This is a genomic window from Nereida sp. NH-UV-3 (assembly GCF_042939535.1).
Classification (GTDB): domain Bacteria; phylum Pseudomonadota; class Alphaproteobacteria; order Rhodobacterales; family Rhodobacteraceae; genus Nereida; species Nereida ignava.
This window is the reverse complement of sequence record NZ_CP132157.1, coordinates 2061203-2079360: the sequence shown is the minus strand read 5'-3', so window position 1 is coordinate 2079360 and position 18158 is coordinate 2061203. Positions and strand designations below refer to the sequence as shown.

At 55.1% G+C, this 18158-nt stretch carries 19 protein-coding genes; 13 read left to right on the top strand and 6 right to left on the bottom strand.

Features of this window, described 5'->3' with window-relative positions; genetic code table 11:
• Positions 1 to 42: 42 nt before the first annotated feature.
• Positions 43 to 1236: a bifunctional phosphopantothenoylcysteine decarboxylase/phosphopantothenate--cysteine ligase CoaBC gene (gene coaBC, locus NeNHUV3_RS10270; protein ID WP_391481250.1), complete on the bottom strand. Its 1194-nt coding sequence runs from the start codon at positions 1234 to 1236 to the stop codon at positions 43 to 45.
• Between the two features lie 127 nt (positions 1237 to 1363).
• Complete coding sequence (locus NeNHUV3_RS10265) at positions 1364 to 2242, bottom strand: RNA polymerase factor sigma-32 (protein WP_048599385.1); 879 nt, start codon at positions 2240 to 2242, stop codon at positions 1364 to 1366.
• Between the two features lie 87 nt (positions 2243 to 2329).
• Here NeNHUV3_RS10265 and cobU point away from each other — a divergent pair, with 87 nt between their 5' ends.
• The 4 genes from cobU to NeNHUV3_RS10245 all read left to right on the top strand — a co-directional run bounded on the left by cobU (position 2330) and on the right by NeNHUV3_RS10245 (position 5964).
• Positions 2330 to 2869 carry a bifunctional adenosylcobinamide kinase/adenosylcobinamide-phosphate guanylyltransferase gene (gene cobU / locus NeNHUV3_RS10260; protein WP_391481249.1) on the top strand — a complete coding sequence of 180 codons (540 nt, stop codon included), beginning with the start codon at positions 2330 to 2332 and terminating at the stop codon, positions 2867 to 2869.
• Positions 2866 to 3411, top strand: coding sequence for a histidine phosphatase family protein (locus NeNHUV3_RS10255; RefSeq protein ID WP_391481247.1), 546 nt, complete (start codon positions 2866 to 2868; stop codon positions 3409 to 3411). The genes cobU and NeNHUV3_RS10255 overlap by 4 nt, the downstream gene beginning before the upstream one ends.
• A gap of 78 nt (positions 3412 to 3489) precedes the next feature.
• Positions 3490 to 4374 carry a glutathione S-transferase gene (locus NeNHUV3_RS10250; RefSeq protein WP_391481246.1) on the top strand — a complete coding sequence of 295 codons (885 nt, stop codon included), beginning with the start codon at positions 3490 to 3492 and terminating at the stop codon, positions 4372 to 4374.
• A gap of 81 nt (positions 4375 to 4455) precedes the next feature.
• Positions 4456 to 5964, top strand: a complete 1509-nt coding sequence (locus NeNHUV3_RS10245) for a YifB family Mg chelatase-like AAA ATPase (RefSeq protein WP_391481244.1) — start codon at positions 4456 to 4458, stop codon at positions 5962 to 5964.
• Positions 5965 to 5977: 13 nt separating this feature from the next.
• Here the strand turns inward: NeNHUV3_RS10245 and gshB are convergent, their stop codons facing one another.
• The 3 genes from gshB to rsmI form a co-directional block, all read right to left on the bottom strand.
• On the bottom strand, positions 5978 to 6919 hold the full coding sequence (gene gshB / locus NeNHUV3_RS10240; RefSeq protein ID WP_391481242.1) for a glutathione synthase: 942 nt from the start codon (positions 6917 to 6919) through the stop codon (positions 5978 to 5980).
• A gap of 76 nt (positions 6920 to 6995) precedes the next feature.
• Positions 6996 to 7400 carry a YraN family protein gene (locus NeNHUV3_RS10235; protein ID WP_391481240.1) on the bottom strand — a complete coding sequence of 135 codons (405 nt, stop codon included), beginning with the start codon at positions 7398 to 7400 and terminating at the stop codon, positions 6996 to 6998.
• A gap of 48 nt (positions 7401 to 7448) precedes the next feature.
• Positions 7449 to 8324, bottom strand: coding sequence for a 16S rRNA (cytidine(1402)-2'-O)-methyltransferase (rsmI, locus tag NeNHUV3_RS10230; RefSeq protein ID WP_391481238.1), 876 nt, complete (start codon positions 8322 to 8324; stop codon positions 7449 to 7451).
• Between the two features lie 82 nt (positions 8325 to 8406).
• On the opposite strand from rsmI, the gene NeNHUV3_RS10225 reads away from it, so the two are divergent.
• The 3 genes from NeNHUV3_RS10225 to murJ are packed head-to-tail and all read left to right on the top strand — an operon-like array spanning position 8407 to position 13905.
• Positions 8407 to 9597 carry a penicillin-binding protein activator gene (locus tag NeNHUV3_RS10225; RefSeq protein WP_391481237.1) on the top strand — a complete coding sequence of 397 codons (1191 nt, stop codon included), beginning with the start codon at positions 8407 to 8409 and terminating at the stop codon, positions 9595 to 9597.
• Entirely contained in the window at positions 9557 to 12370 is a 2814-nt protein-coding gene (locus NeNHUV3_RS10220; protein WP_391481235.1) for a [protein-PII] uridylyltransferase, read from the top strand. Before NeNHUV3_RS10225 ends, NeNHUV3_RS10220 begins: the two co-directional genes overlap by 41 nt.
• Positions 12367 to 13905 carry a murein biosynthesis integral membrane protein MurJ gene (gene murJ, locus NeNHUV3_RS10215; protein ID WP_391481233.1) on the top strand — a complete coding sequence of 513 codons (1539 nt, stop codon included), beginning with the start codon at positions 12367 to 12369 and terminating at the stop codon, positions 13903 to 13905. Before NeNHUV3_RS10220 ends, murJ begins: the two co-directional genes overlap by 4 nt.
• Before the next feature lies 1 nt (position 13906).
• On the opposite strand, the gene NeNHUV3_RS10210 is transcribed toward murJ, so the two are convergent.
• On the bottom strand, positions 13907 to 14584 hold the full coding sequence (locus NeNHUV3_RS10210) for a rhomboid family intramembrane serine protease (protein WP_391481231.1): 678 nt from the start codon (positions 14582 to 14584) through the stop codon (positions 13907 to 13909).
• A 75-nt stretch (positions 14585 to 14659) separates the two neighbouring features.
• Here NeNHUV3_RS10210 and trpS point away from each other — a divergent pair, with 75 nt between their 5' ends.
• The 6 genes from trpS to NeNHUV3_RS10180 all read left to right on the top strand — a co-directional run bounded on the left by trpS (position 14660) and on the right by NeNHUV3_RS10180 (position 18141).
• Positions 14660 to 15679 (top strand): tryptophan--tRNA ligase, encoded by a 1020-nt coding sequence (gene trpS / locus NeNHUV3_RS10205; protein WP_048599262.1) that lies wholly within the window; start codon positions 14660 to 14662, stop codon positions 15677 to 15679.
• 49 nt (positions 15680 to 15728) lie between these two features.
• Positions 15729 to 15935 (top strand): TIGR03643 family protein, encoded by a 207-nt coding sequence (locus NeNHUV3_RS10200; RefSeq protein WP_048599284.1) that lies wholly within the window; start codon positions 15729 to 15731, stop codon positions 15933 to 15935.
• Positions 15936 to 16012: 77 nt separating this feature from the next.
• Positions 16013 to 16468: a universal stress protein gene (locus NeNHUV3_RS10195; RefSeq protein ID WP_048599261.1), complete on the top strand. Its 456-nt coding sequence runs from the start codon at positions 16013 to 16015 to the stop codon at positions 16466 to 16468.
• A gap of 78 nt (positions 16469 to 16546) precedes the next feature.
• Positions 16547 to 17107 (top strand): NifU family protein, encoded by a 561-nt coding sequence (locus NeNHUV3_RS10190; protein WP_048599260.1) that lies wholly within the window; start codon positions 16547 to 16549, stop codon positions 17105 to 17107.
• On the top strand, positions 17104 to 17688 hold the full coding sequence (gene tsaB / locus NeNHUV3_RS10185) for a tRNA (adenosine(37)-N6)-threonylcarbamoyltransferase complex dimerization subunit type 1 TsaB (RefSeq protein WP_391481229.1): 585 nt from the start codon (positions 17104 to 17106) through the stop codon (positions 17686 to 17688). The genes NeNHUV3_RS10190 and tsaB overlap by 4 nt, the downstream gene beginning before the upstream one ends.
• Before the next feature lie 3 nt (positions 17689 to 17691).
• Positions 17692 to 18141 (top strand): GNAT family N-acetyltransferase, encoded by a 450-nt coding sequence (locus NeNHUV3_RS10180; RefSeq protein WP_391481227.1) that lies wholly within the window; start codon positions 17692 to 17694, stop codon positions 18139 to 18141.
• Positions 18142 to 18158: the final 17 nt, after the last annotated feature.

Here is an 18158-nt window from a genome sequence, read left to right as displayed (position 1 = left end):
GCCCGCTCTTCTTTTGTTCAAAAATACCCAAACGGCACGGTGTTAAGCCAAAGCATCACTCATTAGCTGGGCGAGACGCCGTGCAACTTGCGTCTTATCCATCCGCGGCCAGCTATCTGCACCATTCTCAGAAATCACGGTCACAGCGTTTTCACCGCCTCCCATGATGCCTGTCTCCGGTGACACATCATTGGCGATGATCCAGTCGCACATTTTGCGCGCCCGTTTTGCCGTTGCATTGGCAATCACATCATCTGTTTCCGCCGCGAACCCCACAACAAGGGCTGGCCGCCCCTCAGTCATCTGTGAAACACGTGCCAGAATGTCTGTGTTCTCTGCAAACTCCAATACCGGAAGACCACCAGCATTTTTCTTAATTTTCCTGTTGCTCGCGGAAGCGACCCTCCAATCCGCGACGGCTGCGGCAAACACCGCTGCCTGTGCTGGCAACGCTGCATCCACCGCATCTACCATTTCGCTTGCAGTGGTGACCGCAACTACACGGACACCTTCCGGTGCCGGTACATCTGCGGGCCCTGTGATAAATGTCACATCCGCGCCAAGGGCTGCCAAGGCGCGCGCAATCGCTGTGCCCTGCGCACCGCTTGAACGGTTGGCAATATAGCGGACAGGATCAATCGGCTCGTTGGTCGGACCCGAAGTGACAATGACGTGTTTTCCCGACATTGGTCCATCTGCAAACGCGCTGGCCGTGGCCTCAATAATCTGCGGCACCTCTGCCATGCGGCCCGCGCCAAATTCGCCACATGCCATGCCACCTTCCTCAGGCCCCACAAACAGAATGCCGTCAGTTTTCAACGTCGACAAATTTCGCTTCGTGGCCGGGTGCTCCCACATTTTCACGTTCATTGCAGGGGCAAGGAGCACGGGCTTGTCCGTAGCCATCAACAAAGTTGAGGCCAAATCATTGGCCAATCCCGCCGCCATTTTGCCCATCAAATCAGCTGTCGCCGGTGCAACCACCACCAAATCCGCAGCCCGTGACAACTCAATATGACCCATCTCGGCTTCGGCCGTCAGATCAAATAAGTCTTGGTGCACTTTGCGCCCTGCAAGCGCTGACACGCTTAGAGGCGTTACAAATTCGCTACCTGCGCGTGTCAAAACAGGCGTGACCTGCGCACCCGCATCTTGGTAACGCCGGATCAACTCAAGCGATTTATAGGCGGCAATCCCACCACCGATGATCAACAGAATATGACGTCCAGACAGCATAGGCGGCCTCCCTTTGGCAACAGATGTAGCCATAGCGCCACAAAGTGACAAACCCAAAACAGCAAAAGCGCCCAGTCACCGCGTGACTGAGCGCTCTTGCTTTAGCCTTAAAGACGGGACCCTGACATCACATCAAAAAGGCAGCAACCTCTCCGCTTTTTGCTTCAAGCGACTTGCGCATCTTACCAAATGCCGCCGCTTCAAGCTGCCGTACGCGTTCTTTTGACAGGCTCAGCTCGGTGCCGAGGCTTTCCAACGTGCGCGGATCATCACGCAACTTGCGTTCACGCACGATGAACTGCTCGCGCTCATTCAGCGCGCTCATGGCCTCCATAAGCCACGTGCGCATGCAGCTCATATCGTGCTCATATTCCACCCGCTCAGCCGCTTGAGGGCTGTCGTCTTCAAGCGCATCAATCCACTCGCGTCCCTCATCTTCTGTAGATTGCGTAGCGTTGAGCGAAAAATCAGAACCGGACAAGCGTCCCTGCATCATCTCTACGTCGTGGAGTGGCACTCCAACTTCGGTCGCAATCATGGCACGCAATGTGTGCCCTTCAAGCTTTTCACCGACCGCAGCCGCTTCACGCTCAAGACGGGCTTGCACACGGCGCATGTTGAAAAACAGTGACTTTTGACTGCTTGTTGACCCCGTCCGCACCATGGACCAGTTCCGCATCACATGATCCTGAATAGACGCCTTGATCCACCAAACAGCATAGGTTGAAAAGCGCACGCCGCGGTCAGGATCGAATTTATCTGCAGCCTTCATCAAACCAAGAGACGCTTCTTGGATCAGATCATTCATCGGCGCGCCGTAGCGCTTGAACTTTGACGCCATCGAAATGGCCAGCCGCATATAAGCAGTAATCAAACGGTGAAGAGACTTTTCGCAGCGCTGATCGCGCCATGCATATGCCAGACGCAATTCCGTCTCAGCATCGAGTAGTTCTGCTTTCATCGCACGGCGAGAAAAGGATTGATCCGCGTAGCCATCAAATGCCATGTCTTAACCCCTGTTTTGCAGTCTGTGCGGCGGCTTGATCCGCTGCTATTGTACTGATTACGCGGGGCATTCAGGGTTGGATCACTAATGGTGCAGAAAAACTTGTCAAAAATAACTTTTGTCCTAGGCGGAGCAGCTTCAGGAAAATCTATCTTTGCAGAAACCCTATTTGTTAACAGTGGGTTAACGCGGATTTATCTGGCGACATCCCTGATTTGGGATGATGAAATGCGTGCAAAAATGGAAGCACACAAAATCCAGCGCGGTGCTGATTGGCAAACCATCGAAGAGCCGCGCGATATTGCAAAGGCGCTGCTGGCAGCACCTGCGGGCAGTGTTGTGTTGGTTGATTGCCTGACCATGTGGCTCAACAACATCATGATGGACGACGATAGTCCCGACAGTTGGCGCGCACCCTGGGCCCAAGTTGAAACGGCGCTGGCTGACTGTGCTGCACATATTGTGTTTGTCAGTAATGAAGTCGGCCAAGGCATTGTCCCCGAAAACGCGCTGTCCCGCCGGTTTCGCAACGCGCAAGGCAAGCTCAACCAAGCAGTCGCAGCACGCGCAGACACCGTGGTGAACGTGATCGCAGGTTTGCCGCAAATTCTGAAAGGCGCCCTATGACCCTTTATATGGTGCGGCACGGTCCTACCCACGCAAAAACCATGGTTGGCCACGCGGATATTCCCGCTGATCTGAGCGATACCGCCGCCCTCAAGCGGTTGTCCGATTATTTGCCAGACGTGCCTGTCATTTCATCGGACCTAGTGCGCGCAAGTGCAACTGCGGATGCCATTCAAGCCAGCCGCACACGTCTTCCCCATGACCAAGGATTACGCGAGATTGACTTTGGCGATTGGGATATGAAGCGCTTTGACGAGATAGAAGACCAAGATCACATCCGTCAGTATTGGGAAAACCCCGGCAGCATCGCGCCACCAAACGGTGAAAGCTGGAACGCGGTTTACCGCCGTGTCACGGCCTCAATCGACGCACTTCGCCCGCACGGCGATTTGATTGTGGTGTGCCACTTTGGGGTGATCCTGACCCAAGTTCAGCGGGCTCTTGGAATCTCCGCCTACGAGGCGTTCGGGCACAGGATAGACAACCTGTCTGTGACCCACATCGACGATGAAGCTGCACCCGTTATCAATTTCTGTCCCTAAGTTATCCCAGCTGAAATTGCGTCTATGAGCGGAATAATTGCCACTGGCATAACCATGCAAACCCCGTAGAGTTATGGGATGAAATATCAGCTCACCATCGGCAATCGCCTGTATTTTAGCTGGTCCATCGCGGCCGTAATGATGATCGAACACGCGGGATTGATGGAGTTGGTCGACATAACCACTGTCTACCCCGACCATGAAGCAGACGTGAGACCACGCATCCCACATCTGGCGCCTGCGCGCACTTTGCCGACTTTGACACTTCCCTGCGGAACGCAGCTTGGGGACTCGATGGCCATAGCAGAAGAGCTGGCCAGCCGTCATCCAGACCGCAACATGTGGCCCCACGACCCCAAGGCCCGCGCGATTGCGCGCTACTTGGCAAACGAGATGCACTCCAGCTTTGGGGCATTGCGAAGCAGCTGGCCTGTGAACCTGCGGCATAGTTACAAAGGGTTAACCGCCCCTGAGGATGTCCAAGCCGAACTGGACCGGCTTGAGCTGATCTGGACACACGCGCGTCAAACAACGGGCAGCCAGACGCCGTGGTTGTGTGGTAAATATAGTATCGCAGATGCGATCTATGCGCCGATGGCAACGCGGCTCACCACTTATGGTTTTGGGCTTGGCCCAACATCACAGGCGTATGTCAGTGCACATTTGAGCGACCCTGCCCTGCGCCGGTTACGGGCGGCGGGTCTTGCGAAAGGTGCAGTGGTTCAGGACTGTGAACGGGACTTTGAAAGGGCACCTTGGCCTTTCGTGCCCCCACAGATCGGAACCGCGACACAAGACGGTTCGCAAACTGTGAATACGCATTGCCCCTATTCTGGCAGGCCCGTTGAACACTTTATGCGGCTTGGTGATCATACATACGGATTTTGCAATGCAATGTGCCGCGACAAAACCATGTATGATCCCGAAGCGTGGCCAGAGTTCATGGGAATTTACCAATCGTAAACTATTAACCGCACATACCTAAACATAAGCGCGCTGCCGGTACGTGGTGCGCATTTGGTTAACAAGTATAACGGTAACGAAATGGTTGCGCGCACTTACACGGTTGCATTTGAAGGTGTCGAAGGGCGACTCGTTGAGGTGCAATGCGCTGTGACGGCAGGCATGCCATCGTTCTCCGTTGTTGGACTGCCAGACAAAGCCGTTTCCGAAGCCAAAGAACGCGTCCGTTCCGCGCTTGCTGAACTCGCCATTGCACTGCCATCGCGCAAGATCACCATCAACTTATCACCGGCTGACCTTCCTAAGGAAGGCTCTCATTTAGACCTACCCATCGCCATCGCGCTACTAACCGCCATTGGAATTATTCCCGACGATACAGCTGAAGCAATCGTTTCCATTGGCGAATTATCCCTCGACGGTAGCTTAATTGCCGTATCGGGGGCCTTACCCGCGGCGATGACAGCTGCAGAGAACGAACGCACATTCATCTGCCCCTCACCATGCGGAGCGGAAGCGGCTTGGGTTGGAGGCGCAAAAGTCATTGCCCCATCTTCGCTAAACGAAACACTGCGGCATCTAAGCGGGCAAAGCATCATCGAACCCGCCCAACCCGGTGAGGTCTCCAGCCCAGCGCACCAAAAAGACCTGGCCGAAGTCAAAGGACAGGAACACGCTAAACGCGCGCTCGAAATCGCGGCAGCAGGACGTCACAATTTATTAATGGTCGGCACACCGGGGTCTGGAAAATCTATGCTGGCCGCACGCATGCCATCCATTCTGCCGCTACTTTCACCCACAGAGGCCCTTGAGACATCAATGATCCAGTCGCTTGCAGGATTATTACGCGAGGGCGGAATTTCGCGGCAAGGACCCTTTTGGGACCCGCATCATACGGCTTCAAAACCGGCAATCGTTGGAGGCGGACGCGGCGCAAAACCTGGCCAAATCTCTTTGGCCCACAACGGCGTTTTGTTCTTGGATGAGTTGCCAGAGTTTTCACGATCTGTACTGGAAACACTACGGCAGCCCTTGGAGACAGGCGAGGTGATGGTCGCACGCGCAAACGCTCATGTGCGCTATCCCTGCAAGTTCATATTGCTCGCTGCTGCAAACCCCTGTCGATGTGGCTATCTCTCAGATGCCGCACGCGCATGCGCCAAAGCGCCAAAATGCGGAGACGATTATTTGGGCAAACTATCGGGCCCCCTGTTGGACAGATTTGACTTACGCGTTGATTTGCCACCGGTCCGATTTCAAGATCTTGATGCGCCATCCGCCGGCGAAAGTTCGGCTGTCGTTGCGGCACGTGTAAAGGCCGCGCGCGACATTCAAATCGCGCGCTTTGCAGGATCCGAATTTCGCGTAAATGCTGATGTAGACGGCGCTACATTGGAGCGAATAGCTGCACCTTGTCCCGACGGACGCACGTTGTTGTTGCGCGCCGCAGATCGGTTTGGACTTAGCGCCCGCGGGTACCACCGCGTCCTGCGCGTGGCGCGAACAATTGCGGATCTTGATGGCTGTGAAAACATTGCCCGCCATCACATCGCCGAGGCACTTGGCTTTCGGATGGCAGGCTTCACGCCGTGAAGCGGAAGGCTATTCAGGCGCGCTTAGCTTCAATTGCTTGCCAAATTTTCTCTGCAACGTTAGTTCCGTCAAACCGTTCCAATTCCTGAATGCCCGTCGGAGACGTCACGTTGATTTCGGTCAAATAGTCACCAATCACATCGATACCTACAAAAACCTGCCCCTTTTCGCGCAAAAGCGACCCAATACGCTCACAAATCTCAATATCCCGCGCGGTCAGCGCTACTTTTTCAGGTCGGCCGCCTACGTGCATGTTGCTGCGTGTTTCGCCTTTAGCAGGTACGCGGTTAATCGCACCTACGGGCTCACCATCCACAAGGATCACGCGTTTATCGCCATTGGAAACGTCAGGTAAAAATTTCTGCACAATGAGCGGCTCGCGATTAATGCCGCTGAAAAGTTCGTGCAAAGAAGTGATGTTGTTGTCTGCTTCGGTCAGCTTGAACACACCCGCGCCACCATTTCCGTAAAGAGGCTTGAGGATAACGGTGCCATGTTTCGCTTTGAACGATTTAATCGTCTCCAAGTCACGAGCAACAGTGGTTGGGGGCGTGAGATCGGGGAAATCCAAAACCAACAGCTTTTCGGGATAATTTCTCACCCAGAAAGGATCGTTAACCACAAGCGTGTCCGGATGAATGCGGTCTAGCAGGTGGGTCGTTGTGATATACCCCATATCAAAAGGCGGATCTTGGCGCAGCCAAACCACATCCATCTCTGCAAGATTAACTTCGGTTTTTTCACCTAAGCTGAAGTGATTTCCTTTTTCACGTTTTACTGTGAGCGGCCAACCGGTGGCGGTGATCCGGCCCTCTTGGTACGCAAGCATATCGGGCGTGTAATAAAACAGCTCATGCCCGCGCAATTGCGCCTCTTCGGCGATGCGAAACGTGCTGTCAGCATCAATATCGATTGGGCCAATTGGGTCCATCTGAAAAGCAATTTTCAAGCTCATGGCGCATTCCTTTACTCACTGCGTCATACATGGGGCACAGATGCTGGTAAGGCAATGGGCACAAGAACGGAGCCGATCAATACCCGCCAAAAGCATTTTCGATCACATCGATTGCGCCGTATTGATCCACCAATGCCACGTCAAAGCGCATTGGGGTCAACAGACCCATCGGCTCAGAGCCCACATATTCCAGCGCTGTTCTGCAGATGCGGTCCATTTGACGGCGCGAGAGGCGCTGTGCTGCTTGGGCATGTGTCTTGCTTTTCTTAACCTCGACAAAAACCAACTCATCCGCGTCGCGCACAACCAAATCGATTTCACCTGCACGGCCACGATATCTTTGCTGCAATATCATTTTGCCAGCGCGTTGATAATGTCGTGCAGCGGCACCTTCTGCAGCAAGACCTGCGTGGTAAGATGTTTGGCCCCTGTGCTGCTTGGCAGTAACAGCCGTAGGACGTTCAAGAACCAGTTCTAACATTTAACAATCCCTTCTCTCTAACACAGCTATAACAACGTTTGGTTTCACTCAGCCCGTAGCCTTATGCAAAGCTAACGCTTGTTGGTAAATTTCACGCTTTGGCCTGCCATACATATCCGCAACGATTGCTGCGGCGTCTTTCACCGAATGTTCTGTCAAAGCATCCTTCAAAGCTGCCTCAACATCTTCATCTGTTGCCGAGCCGACGGGCGCTTTGTCTAGCATAACCACCATCTCACCCTTGAACGTGCGCCCTTCTGCCAGGGCTTGTACCTCAGATACAGTCCCGCGCAAAACCTCTTCGAACCTTTTGGTTAACTCTCTTGCAACCGCTATCTGGCGTTCTGGTTCAACGATATCGCTTAAATCTTCTAACATTGCCTTAATGCGTTTGGGGCTTTCGAAAACGATCATTGTTCCATCACTTTTCGCAATGCCCGACAAGAAAGCGCGCCGCGCCCCCTTCGCGTTCGGCACAAAACCCGCAAATGTGAAACGGTCATTCGGCAAACCTGCAACCGTAACCGCCGCAAGCACCGCAGACGGTCCGGGCGCAGAGGTAACCAAAACATCGGCCTCAATCGCACCGCGCATCAATCCATAACCCGGATCGGCCACCAAAGGCGTTCCCGCATCAGACGCATAGGCCACAGATTTGCCCGCCTCTATCGCAGCAATCAATTTCGGGCGGACTTTTTCACCGTTATGATCGTGATAGGACACAAGCTGGCGATCCCCGAGCGCGATCCCGTGAATATCCATCAATTTACGTGTGTTTCGCGTGTCTTCCGCTGCAATCACATCCGCAGAGGCCAATATATCGAGCGCCCGCAACGTAATATCACGCGCTGTACCAATTGGGGTCGCCACAAAATAAAGGCCCGCTGCCAAACGCTCAACACGGTGAACTTGGGAATGATTCATGCCTAGACCCGCCTAGTGATATATCTATGATACGCAGCAAGGGTCCAAAGGTTGGCCCACCACGAGGGAGTTTTGGTTTACCATGGTTACGCGTACACGCAATCGTATCACTTTCAACCCGCGCCGTGCAGCACTGCGCCTTGTGGGGGCAGCTGCGTTGCTTGCCCTTGCCGCTTGCAACCCAACTTCCGTGGGCGGCCTGTCAGGGCAAAGCGTGAACCCAAACAAAACGGTCCAAATCGCGCTGTTGGTGCCAAACGGGTCAGGCCGCGAAAGCGATGCACTTTTGGCACGCAACCTTGAAAACGCTGCGCGTCTTGCCATTGCGGATCAGACGAATGCCAAGATTGACCTACGCGTTTACGACACGGCAGGAACCCCGCAGCAGGCTTCAAACGCCGCAATCGCCGCCGTAAATGACGGCGCCAAAATTATCCTTGGGCCACTTTATGCAGAGGCTGCAAACGCAGCGGCAGTGGCCATCGCTGGCACAAACACAAATGTCTTGGCCTTCTCCAACAACGCATCTATCGCCGGTGGTAACCTTTTCATTCTGGGGCCAACATTTGAGAATACAGCAAACCGTTTGGTGAATTATGGCCGTCAAATTGGCAAAACCAACATTTTGATCGCCCATGCAGACGAACTCGCAGGGCAAGTTGGCCGAGACGCCATCATCAGTGCAGCAAATCGCAATGGGGCTACGATTACGGGCGTTGAAAGCTATCCGTTCAGCCAAGACGGCATCAACAACGCCGCCCGCCGCATCAGCGCGACAGTCAAGGAAACCGGTGCCGATACCTTGTTTGTGACAGCGGGCCCTGAGTCCGACTTGCCGTTTTTGATGACAGCCCTGCCCGAGCGTGGCCTTGGGATGGATATTCAGCTGATGGGACTGACACGGTGGAGCTCACAGCCACAGTCACTTGTCCTGCCAGGCCTGCAAGGTGGTGTGTTCACACTACCCGACCAAGCACTTGAGCGTAACTTCGCCGCCCGCTACCAAGCGGAATATTCCGAACGCCCGCACCCCATCGCAGGTCTTTCCTATGACGGCATCGCTGCAATCGGCGCACTTTTGGCCCAAGGCCGTTCTGACGCCCTGACTTCACCAAGCCTTACCCGCCAATCGGGATTTGTCGGCACCCAAGGCATCTTCCGCCTTCTGCCCGACGGCACAAACGAGCGCGGCCTTGCTGTCGCGAAAATTGAAAACAATCAGGTGGCAATCCTTGACCCAGCTCCCAAAAACTTCAGCGGCGCTGGTTTCTGACGCCGACGATTTTGAACACGAAGGTCCGGAGCCCCTTGTGGCGCCGGCCTTTGTCGTTTTCGATCAAGCCGCAGCCCAAGACGACCTGACGCGCATCCTTGATGACTGTGCGGACGCAAAAGCCATCCGTGCCGCAACCGTAGACTATCTTAAAGACGCAAATGCCAAGGGCCGCGCCGTCATCAAAGAGGCGTTTCTGGCCGAACCAACCCACGCGCGCCCTACAACATCAGCCTATGCATTTTTGACGGACGGACTTGTGCGCACAGTGCATTGGGTTGCCGAGACGTATCTACACCGCAACAGCAATCCCACCAAAGGTGAGCGACTTGCCGTTATTGCCGTGGGTGGCTATGGCCGCGCAGAAATGGCGCCACATTCAGACGTGGACTTGCTGTTTCTCACCCCCACCAAAATCACAGCTTGGGCCGAGAGCACGATTGAATCGATGCTCTACATGCTGTGGGATTTGCGTCTGAAAGTTGGCCAAGCCAGCCGGACCATCGCGGATTGTATCAGACTTGGCCGCGAAGATTTCACCATCCGTACCTCGCTTGTTGAGCAACGCTATATCTGCGGAGATCAGACGTTGGGCGATGAATTACGCGACCAACTTTGGACCGACCTCTTTCAGTCCACGGCGTCCGAATTCATTGAGGCCAAACTTGAGGAACGCGCCGAGCGGCACCGCAAGCAAGGCGGACAGCGCTACATGGTTGAGCCAAATGTAAAAGAAGGCAAAGGCGGTCTGCGCGATCTGCAGTCACTCTTTTGGATGAACAAATACCTGCACGGCGTTGATGACCCCGGCAATCTTGTTGAGCTTGGCGTTTTCACCGATGACGAGTTCGAGACTTTTCTGCGTGCAGAAGACTTTTTGTGGGCAACGCGGTGCCATCTGCATTTGGTAGCTTCACGCCCCGTGGATCAGCTGACGTTTGATATGCAAGTCGAGGTGGCTGATGCGATGGGCTACACCGATCATTCGGGGCGTCGCGGCGTTGAACATTTCATGCAGGCCTACTTCCGTCACGCCACTTCTGTTGGTGAGCTAACCCGCATATTCTTGACGGCCCTTGAGAACGACCACCTCAAATCTGAGCCTATGTTGATGCGTATTTTCAAACGCAAACCACGGGTACGTGCGCCCTTTGCCATTGAGCAAAACCGCATCACGGTGCCTGACCCAGAGGTGTTCGTTGAAACGCCCGTGAATATGCTGCGCATCTTTGAAGAAGCACTGCGCACAGGTACTTTGATCCATCCCAACGCGATGCGGCTTTTGGCCGCCAACATTCCACTGGTCGATAATAACTTGCGCAGCACCCCCGAGGCCAAGCGCATCTTTCTCGACTTGCTTCTCAAACACGACAATCCCGAACGCTCGCTGCGTCGAATGAACGAGCTTGGGGTGCTTTCCGCATTCATTCCCGAATTTGAGCCGATCGTCGCAATGATGCAGTTCAACATGTATCACAGCTACACTGTTGATGAGCACACCATCCAAACGATCAGCCATCTGCACCGCATTGAAAAAGGTGAGCTGCTTGAAGACCTACCCGTGGCGTCTGACATCATTCAAAGCGGCATCAACCGCAAGGTACTTTACGTAGCACTATTGCTGCACGACATCGGCAAAGGACGACCCGAGGACCACTCAATCCTTGGTGCACAAATCGCGCGAAAAGTTTGCCCACGTTTGGGGCTGAGCAAATCAGAATGTGAAACCGTCGAGTGGCTGGTGCGCTACCACTTGCTGATGTCAGACACGGCACAAAAACGCGATATTGCTGATCCGCGCACGGTGCGCGACTTTGCCAAGGCAGTGAAATCTGTTGGGCGGCTGGATTTGTTGTTGCTTGTCACTGTGTGTGACATTCGCGGCGTGGGTCCTGACACGTGGAACAACTGGAAAGCCTCGCTGTTGCGCGCGCTTTACCGCCAGACCCGCCGCGCCCTTGAAGGCGGCATGGAGGCGCTGAACCGTGAAACCCGCGGTGCAGAGGCGAAAAAGGCGTTGCGCGCGGCACTTCCGGATTGGGGCACAAAGGATCTTCGGGTTGAGACAAACCGGCATTACCCTCCGTATTGGCAAGGCTTGCACGTAACAGCCCACGTTGATGTTGCGCATCTGTTGCGCGGCATTGGCGATACGGACATTCGCGTCAAACTGACCATGGATGAAGACCGCGACGCCACCCGCGCGGTTTGTGTCATGGCCGATCACCCAGGCATTTTCAGCCGCATCGCAGGCGCATTGGCCTTGGTCGGCGCAAACATTGTGGATGCACGGACGTTCACCACCAAAGACGGCTACGCAACAGCCGCGTTTTGGGTGCAAGACGCCAATGAGACCCCCTTTGAGGCCAGCCGCCTGCCCCGTCTTGAACAAATGATCGGCAAGACCCTGCGCGGTGAAGTCATCACCCGCGACGCGCTTGCGCCAAAAGACAAAATCAAGAAGCGCGAAAAAGCGTTCCGCGTGCCGACAACAATCACTTTCGATAACGACGGCTCGGATATTTACACAATCATTGAGGTCGACACCCGTGACCGCCCAGGCCTGCTTCATGATCTGACCCGCGCGCTGGCAGCCGCCAATATCAACATCGGCAGCGCGATCATCGCCACCTACGGCGAACAGGTCGTGGATGCCTTCTACGTCAAAGATATGTTCGGCCTTAAGTTCTACTCCGAGAGCAAACAAAAAAGCCTTGAGCGGAATTTGCGCGACGCCATTGAGCGCGGCGTGGAGCGTGCAGCCGAGGCATGAAACGCATACGTCTCATCTCAGGCATGCTCACTGTGGGGGGCTGGACGTTGCTCAGCCGCATTTTGGGGTTTGTGCGCGACATTACCATTGCGGCATTTTTGGGTGCGGGCCCTGTGGCCGAAGCGTTCCTGATCGCATTTTCACTGCCCAATATGTTCCGCCGTTTCTTTGCCGAAGGGGCGTTTAACATGGCCTTCGTGCCCATGTTCTCCAAAAAGCTCGAAGCAAATGACGGCGCCCTGCCTTTCGCCCGTGATGCGTTCACGGGGCTGGCTGCGGTATTGATCGGACTGACCCTGATAGCCCTGTTTGCAATGCCCGCGCTTGTTTACGCCATGGCCGCGGGGTTCGCAGGCGACGCCCGCTTCGATCTTGCGGTAAACTTCGGACGTATTGCTTTTGCCTATATCATCTTCATTTCGCTGGCCGCTCTTTTGTCAGGGGTGCTTAACGCCACAGGCCGTTTTGTAGCGGCAGCCGCAGCACCTGCGTTGTTAAACGTTGTCTTCATCGCGGCACTGATGCTGGCCTATCAAATGGGCTGGGACATGGGGCTTACATTGGCGTGGGCCGTGCCCACTGCGGGCATTGCACAATTCGCTTTGGTCTGGAGTGCCGCTGCGCGGGCTGGCTTTAGGATCACACCCGCCAGATCGCGCATGACGCCCGAACTAAAGCGGCTGATGCTGGTCATGGGGCCCGCGATGCTTGCAGGCGGTGTGGTTCAGATCAACCTTTTGATCGGGCGGCAGATCGCCAGCCAATTTGACGGTGCAATCGCGTGGCTAAATTACGCAGACCGCCTTTATCAGCTGCCCCTTGGTGTTGTCGCCATTGCCATCGGTGTGGTGCTTTTGCCGGACCTCAGTCGCAAGCTGGAGGCCAATGATACCGTTGGTGGCCGTGATGCGTTCAACCGCGCAACAGAACTAAGCCTTGCGCTGACGGTTCCCGCATCCGTCGCCCTTATCGTCATCCCACTGCCACTGATCAGTGTGCTCTTTCAACGCGGCGCATTTGCTTTCACTGATGCCCAAGCAACCGCGTGGGCTGTGGCAATCTACGGGCTTGGGCTTCCTGCGTTTGTGCTTCAAAAAACGCTGCAGCCGCTTTTCTTTGCCCGTCACGACACAAAGCGACCTTTCTATTTTGCGCTGGTCTCCCTGTTCATCAATGCCGTGGTGGCGGTGGGGCTTTCGCCGCTTATCGGATTTACAGCCGCCGCGTGGGGCACGTCTCTGGCGGGATGGGGCATGGCGGCACTACTATGGATCAAAACCAAACCTATGGGCGATGCGGCCGGTTTTGACGCCCGCTTCAAAATACGCCTGCCGCGGATCATTGCAGCCTCAGGTATTATGGGTGCCAGCCTATGGGGCGTTGCAAGCACGCTGACACCAGTCCTTTATGACAGCCCGTGGCGCGGGCTTGGGCTGCTTGCGCTTTGCGCCACAGGGATCGTTGTGTACGGCGTTGCAGGGCAAATTTTAGGCGCCTTCAAAATGCAGGATTTCCGGCAGGCACTGCGCAGATAAATCAGTTGCGGCGAATGCGTGCCAAAATGCCAGCCCAACCACCGGGGCGCACAATTCCGCTAAGCAAAAAACCTGCTCCAAAGCCAACTGCATCCGCAATCCATGTGCTGTTAGATCCGAACAACAAGGCAAAAAGCAGCTGAATGCCCAGCAAGAACCCGATCAACATGAACGCGCGCACTTGTGGCTCGCCGCGCGCCGCAAGCTGTGCCGCCAATAAATACGTGAACGCGCCAATAAGACCGTACGCACCGGGATAGCCTCCCACCAGTGGCGACGGATCATCAAATGCCAGCCCAAAAGCCAAAGCACCCACGATGGATGAGACGAAGAACACCAAAAACGCCGCAACACCGCCAAACGCATCGGACACAGATTTGCCAAGCGCCAACACGAACACCCCCGCAAAGAGGGCCTGCGTCAGGGAAAGGTGCACGAAGGGGTAAGTAAGAAACCGCTTCAATCGGTCCAGCGTCCAAATTCCGCGCTCAAGACCATCATCTATGATCTGGCCGTAAAAGCCGTAGTCTTGGATCGCAGCCAGCCGCCAACCTGACGCCTCAGGGCCACCTACGAAACCAGTCCCCCCAAGCGCAAACATCAACTCGGGGATCACAAATCCCGCAGTAAGCAAAAGCACAACGGGGTGCAGAGGGTGGACAACAGGTTGTTGGTTCATCTTGTCGGCTCCTTGACGGATTGCTGTGTCATAGGTAATCGCTGCGACAGTTTTGCACCAGATGGAATGTCAGTCATGAGCACGTCACAGTTCACCCCACGCGTCTTTTCCGGCATCCAGCCATCTGGTGGGTTGACCCTTGGCAACTACCTTGGCGCGATGAAACGCTTTGTGGACATGCAAGACGCCGGCACCCACGAAACGATTTACTGCATGGTGGATTTGCACGCGATCACTGTCGCCCAAGACCCCAAAGATCTTGCTCATAACACACGCGAGCTTTGCGCAGGCTTCATCGCCAGCGGCATTGATCCCGAGAAATCCGTTTTGTTCAACCAATCCCAAGTCCCCGAGCACGCGCAACTGGGATGGATTTTCAACTGCGTGGCGCGCATGGGCTGGATGGGCCGCATGACCCAGTGGAAAGACAAAGCGGGCAAAAACGCAGAACAAGCCTCGCTTGGGTTGTTTGCCTACCCTGCCCTGATGGCCGCAGATATTCTGGTTTATCACGCCACGCACGTGCCTGTGGGCGAAGATCAAAAACAACACCTTGAGCTGACCCGCGACATTGCCGCCAAATTTAACCACGACTACGGCGTCGACTTTTTCCCAATCACCGAACCGGTGATTGAAGGGGCCGCCACCCGTGTGATGTCATTGCGCGATGGCACCAAGAAAATGTCAAAGTCTGACCCGTCTGACCTGAGCCGGATCAACATGACAGATACCGCCGACGCGATTGCCAAAAAGATCCGCAAGGCCAAAACAGATCCCGAACCGCTTCCCGAAGCGCTTGATGGGTTGGACGAGCGCCCAGATGCGCGCAATCTTGTGAACATCTATGCCGCTTTGGCCGAAATCACCCCACAGCAGGTGCTGGACCAGCATGCTGGCTCTCAGTTTGGCACGTTCAAGCCTGTGCTGGCCGATCTGGCTGTTGAAAAGCTTGCCCCCATCGGCACTGAAATGTCACGATTGATGGAAGACCAAGCCGAGATCGACCGCATTCTGGCCCGCGGTGCAGAACGGGGCCGTGAGATTGCAGCGCCAATTCTTGCAAAAACACTCGAAATTGTGGGGATGGTCCGCTAACGCACACCACCCCCTTGGCACATGGAACAGGCGCCTTATGTCTGGCTTCATGACAGACCTTTCCGAAGCCGACATCAGCGCCATCATTGAAATGGCCCTCTCCGATCACACTGCATTTGCCGATATCGAACGCGAATACGGTCTGAAGGACAAAGAGGTCAAAGCGTTGATGCGCTCAAACCTCAAAACATCAAGCTACCGCACGTGGCGAAAAAGGGTACGCACCTTTGGTGATCGGCGCGCGCATTACAAATAGTCACATCTTTCGATTGCCAGCGACGTGCACTGCGGTCATGATCGCATCGGTTAGCATCCCGAGGGAGGGGAAAGATTATGCGTAAGTTCCTTGTTGTCTTGGACGACAGTCGCGAATGCCTCAACGCAATGCGGTTTGCGGCCATGCGTGCGTCCAAAACTGGTGGCGGCGTGGAAATCCTCTCGGTCATTCCACCAGAGGAGTTCAACCACTGGATCGGTGTTGCCGACATCATGCGCGCCGAAGCCCGCGAGCGGATCGAAGTGCATTTTGAGGTCTACGCCAAATGGATGCGCGACAAACTCTCGATTGAGCCAGAATTGGTGATCCGTGAAGGCCGCCCGTCCGAAGAAATCGTCCAGCAGATTATGGATGATCCAGAAGTCGGTATTTTGGTGTTGGGCGCAGCGACAGACAAAAAAGGCCCTGGCCCGCTTGTCACGCAAATGACCAAAAACGCAGGCGCGCTTCCCGTGCCAATGACGATTGTTCCCGGCGACATCAGCAAAGAAAAGCTGGAAGCGATCACTTAAATTACGTTTTAGAACCATTCTAAACTATTGACTAAATGGCGCAGCGATCGCATATCTGATGCAAAGGAGACCTTTCCGATGTTCATTCAAACCGAGTCTACGCCAAACCCTGCCACGTTGAAGTTCCTCCCGGGACAAGAAGTGCTCGATATGGGTACGGCAGATTTCACGACCCCAGAAGCCGCGGCCTCATCGCCGCTGGCCACGCGTCTTTTCGCGGTGCAAGGTGTAACGGCTGTGTTCTTCGGTCTGGACTTTGTGACAGTGACCAAAGCTGATGACGCCGAGTGGGATCACCTGAAGCCAGCCCTTCTTGGCGCGATCATGGAGCATTTCCAGTCCGGTCAACCTGTTATGGAAGGCGAAAACACCTCGTCTGGTCACGCTGAACATACTGGCGAAGACGGCGAGATTGTTGGCCAGATTAAGGAACTTCTCGACACGCGCGTGCGTCCGGCAGTTGCCCAAGATGGTGGTGATATTACGTTCCACGGCTTTGATCGCGGCATCGTATATCTGCACATGCAAGGTGCTTGCGCGGGATGCCCATCATCTACGCTGACCCTTAAAATGGGCATTGAGAACTTGTTGCGCCACTATATCCCCGAGGTGATAGAAGTGCGCCCAGTCGCCGCGTGATCCTCGCCTTCGACACCTCTGGCCCACATATCGCCGTCTGCCTTTTGGACGGCGATACCGTTTGTGCCGCCTCGTTCGACGAAATGGCAAAAGGCCAAGCCGAACAGCTATTTCCCAAGATTGAGGACGCGCTTGCAGAGGCCGGCGCGACCTATGCCGACATCACACGTATAGGCGTGGGCACGGGGCCCGGAAATTTCACGGGCATTCGCATTTCCGTTTCTGCAGCGCGCGGTTTGGCGTTGTCGCTTGGGGTTCCAGCAATTGGCGTGACCGCGCTTGAAGCCTACGCGCTTGATGCCCCGCAGCCATTTGTGTCGCTTGTGGATGCAAAGCGCGGCAACGTCTACGCCCAGCGCTTTGACACAGATCCAACAGAACCAGTTTTCACGGATGCCCAAGGCGCGAACCCAGATGGAATCGCAACTGTTACGGCGCAGACTGCAGCGCATCAAATTGCTGTGGCAATCGCAAAGCTTACCGCTGCGAAATCGCCCCAAGACGCCCCGCCGAAGCCATTTTATATGCGCCCAGCTGATGCCGCCCCCTCACGAGACACGCCCCCGCGCATTTTGGCATAGGCAATGACGACGCCTGTATCCCCCAAAACCCAACTTACGCCAGAGGCCATGGCCCAAACGCACGCCGCGGCTTTTGAGTTAACCCGTCCGTGGTCGGCACATGAGTTTTCTGACCTGATTGAAAGCCCCACTTGTTTTGTGGTCGGCGACGCGCAGTGTTTTGCCCTTTCTCGGATCATCGCAGATGAGGCGGAACTTTTGACCATCGCGACCCATCCGGATCACCTACGACAAGGCCACGCCAAAGCCGTGATGGACAGCCTTCATTCTCAATTGCAAACGCGCGGCGCAGTGCAGATATTTCTTGAAGTGGCTGCACCGAATCTAGGCGCGTTGGCGCTGTATGAAAGCCTCGGCTACCTGCATGTTGGTCGCCGCAAAGCCTACTACACCCCAACATCTGGTGGTGAGGCTCTCGATGCTATCGTAATGCAGCGTAAATTGCCTATTTAACGCACATTTTTATGCGC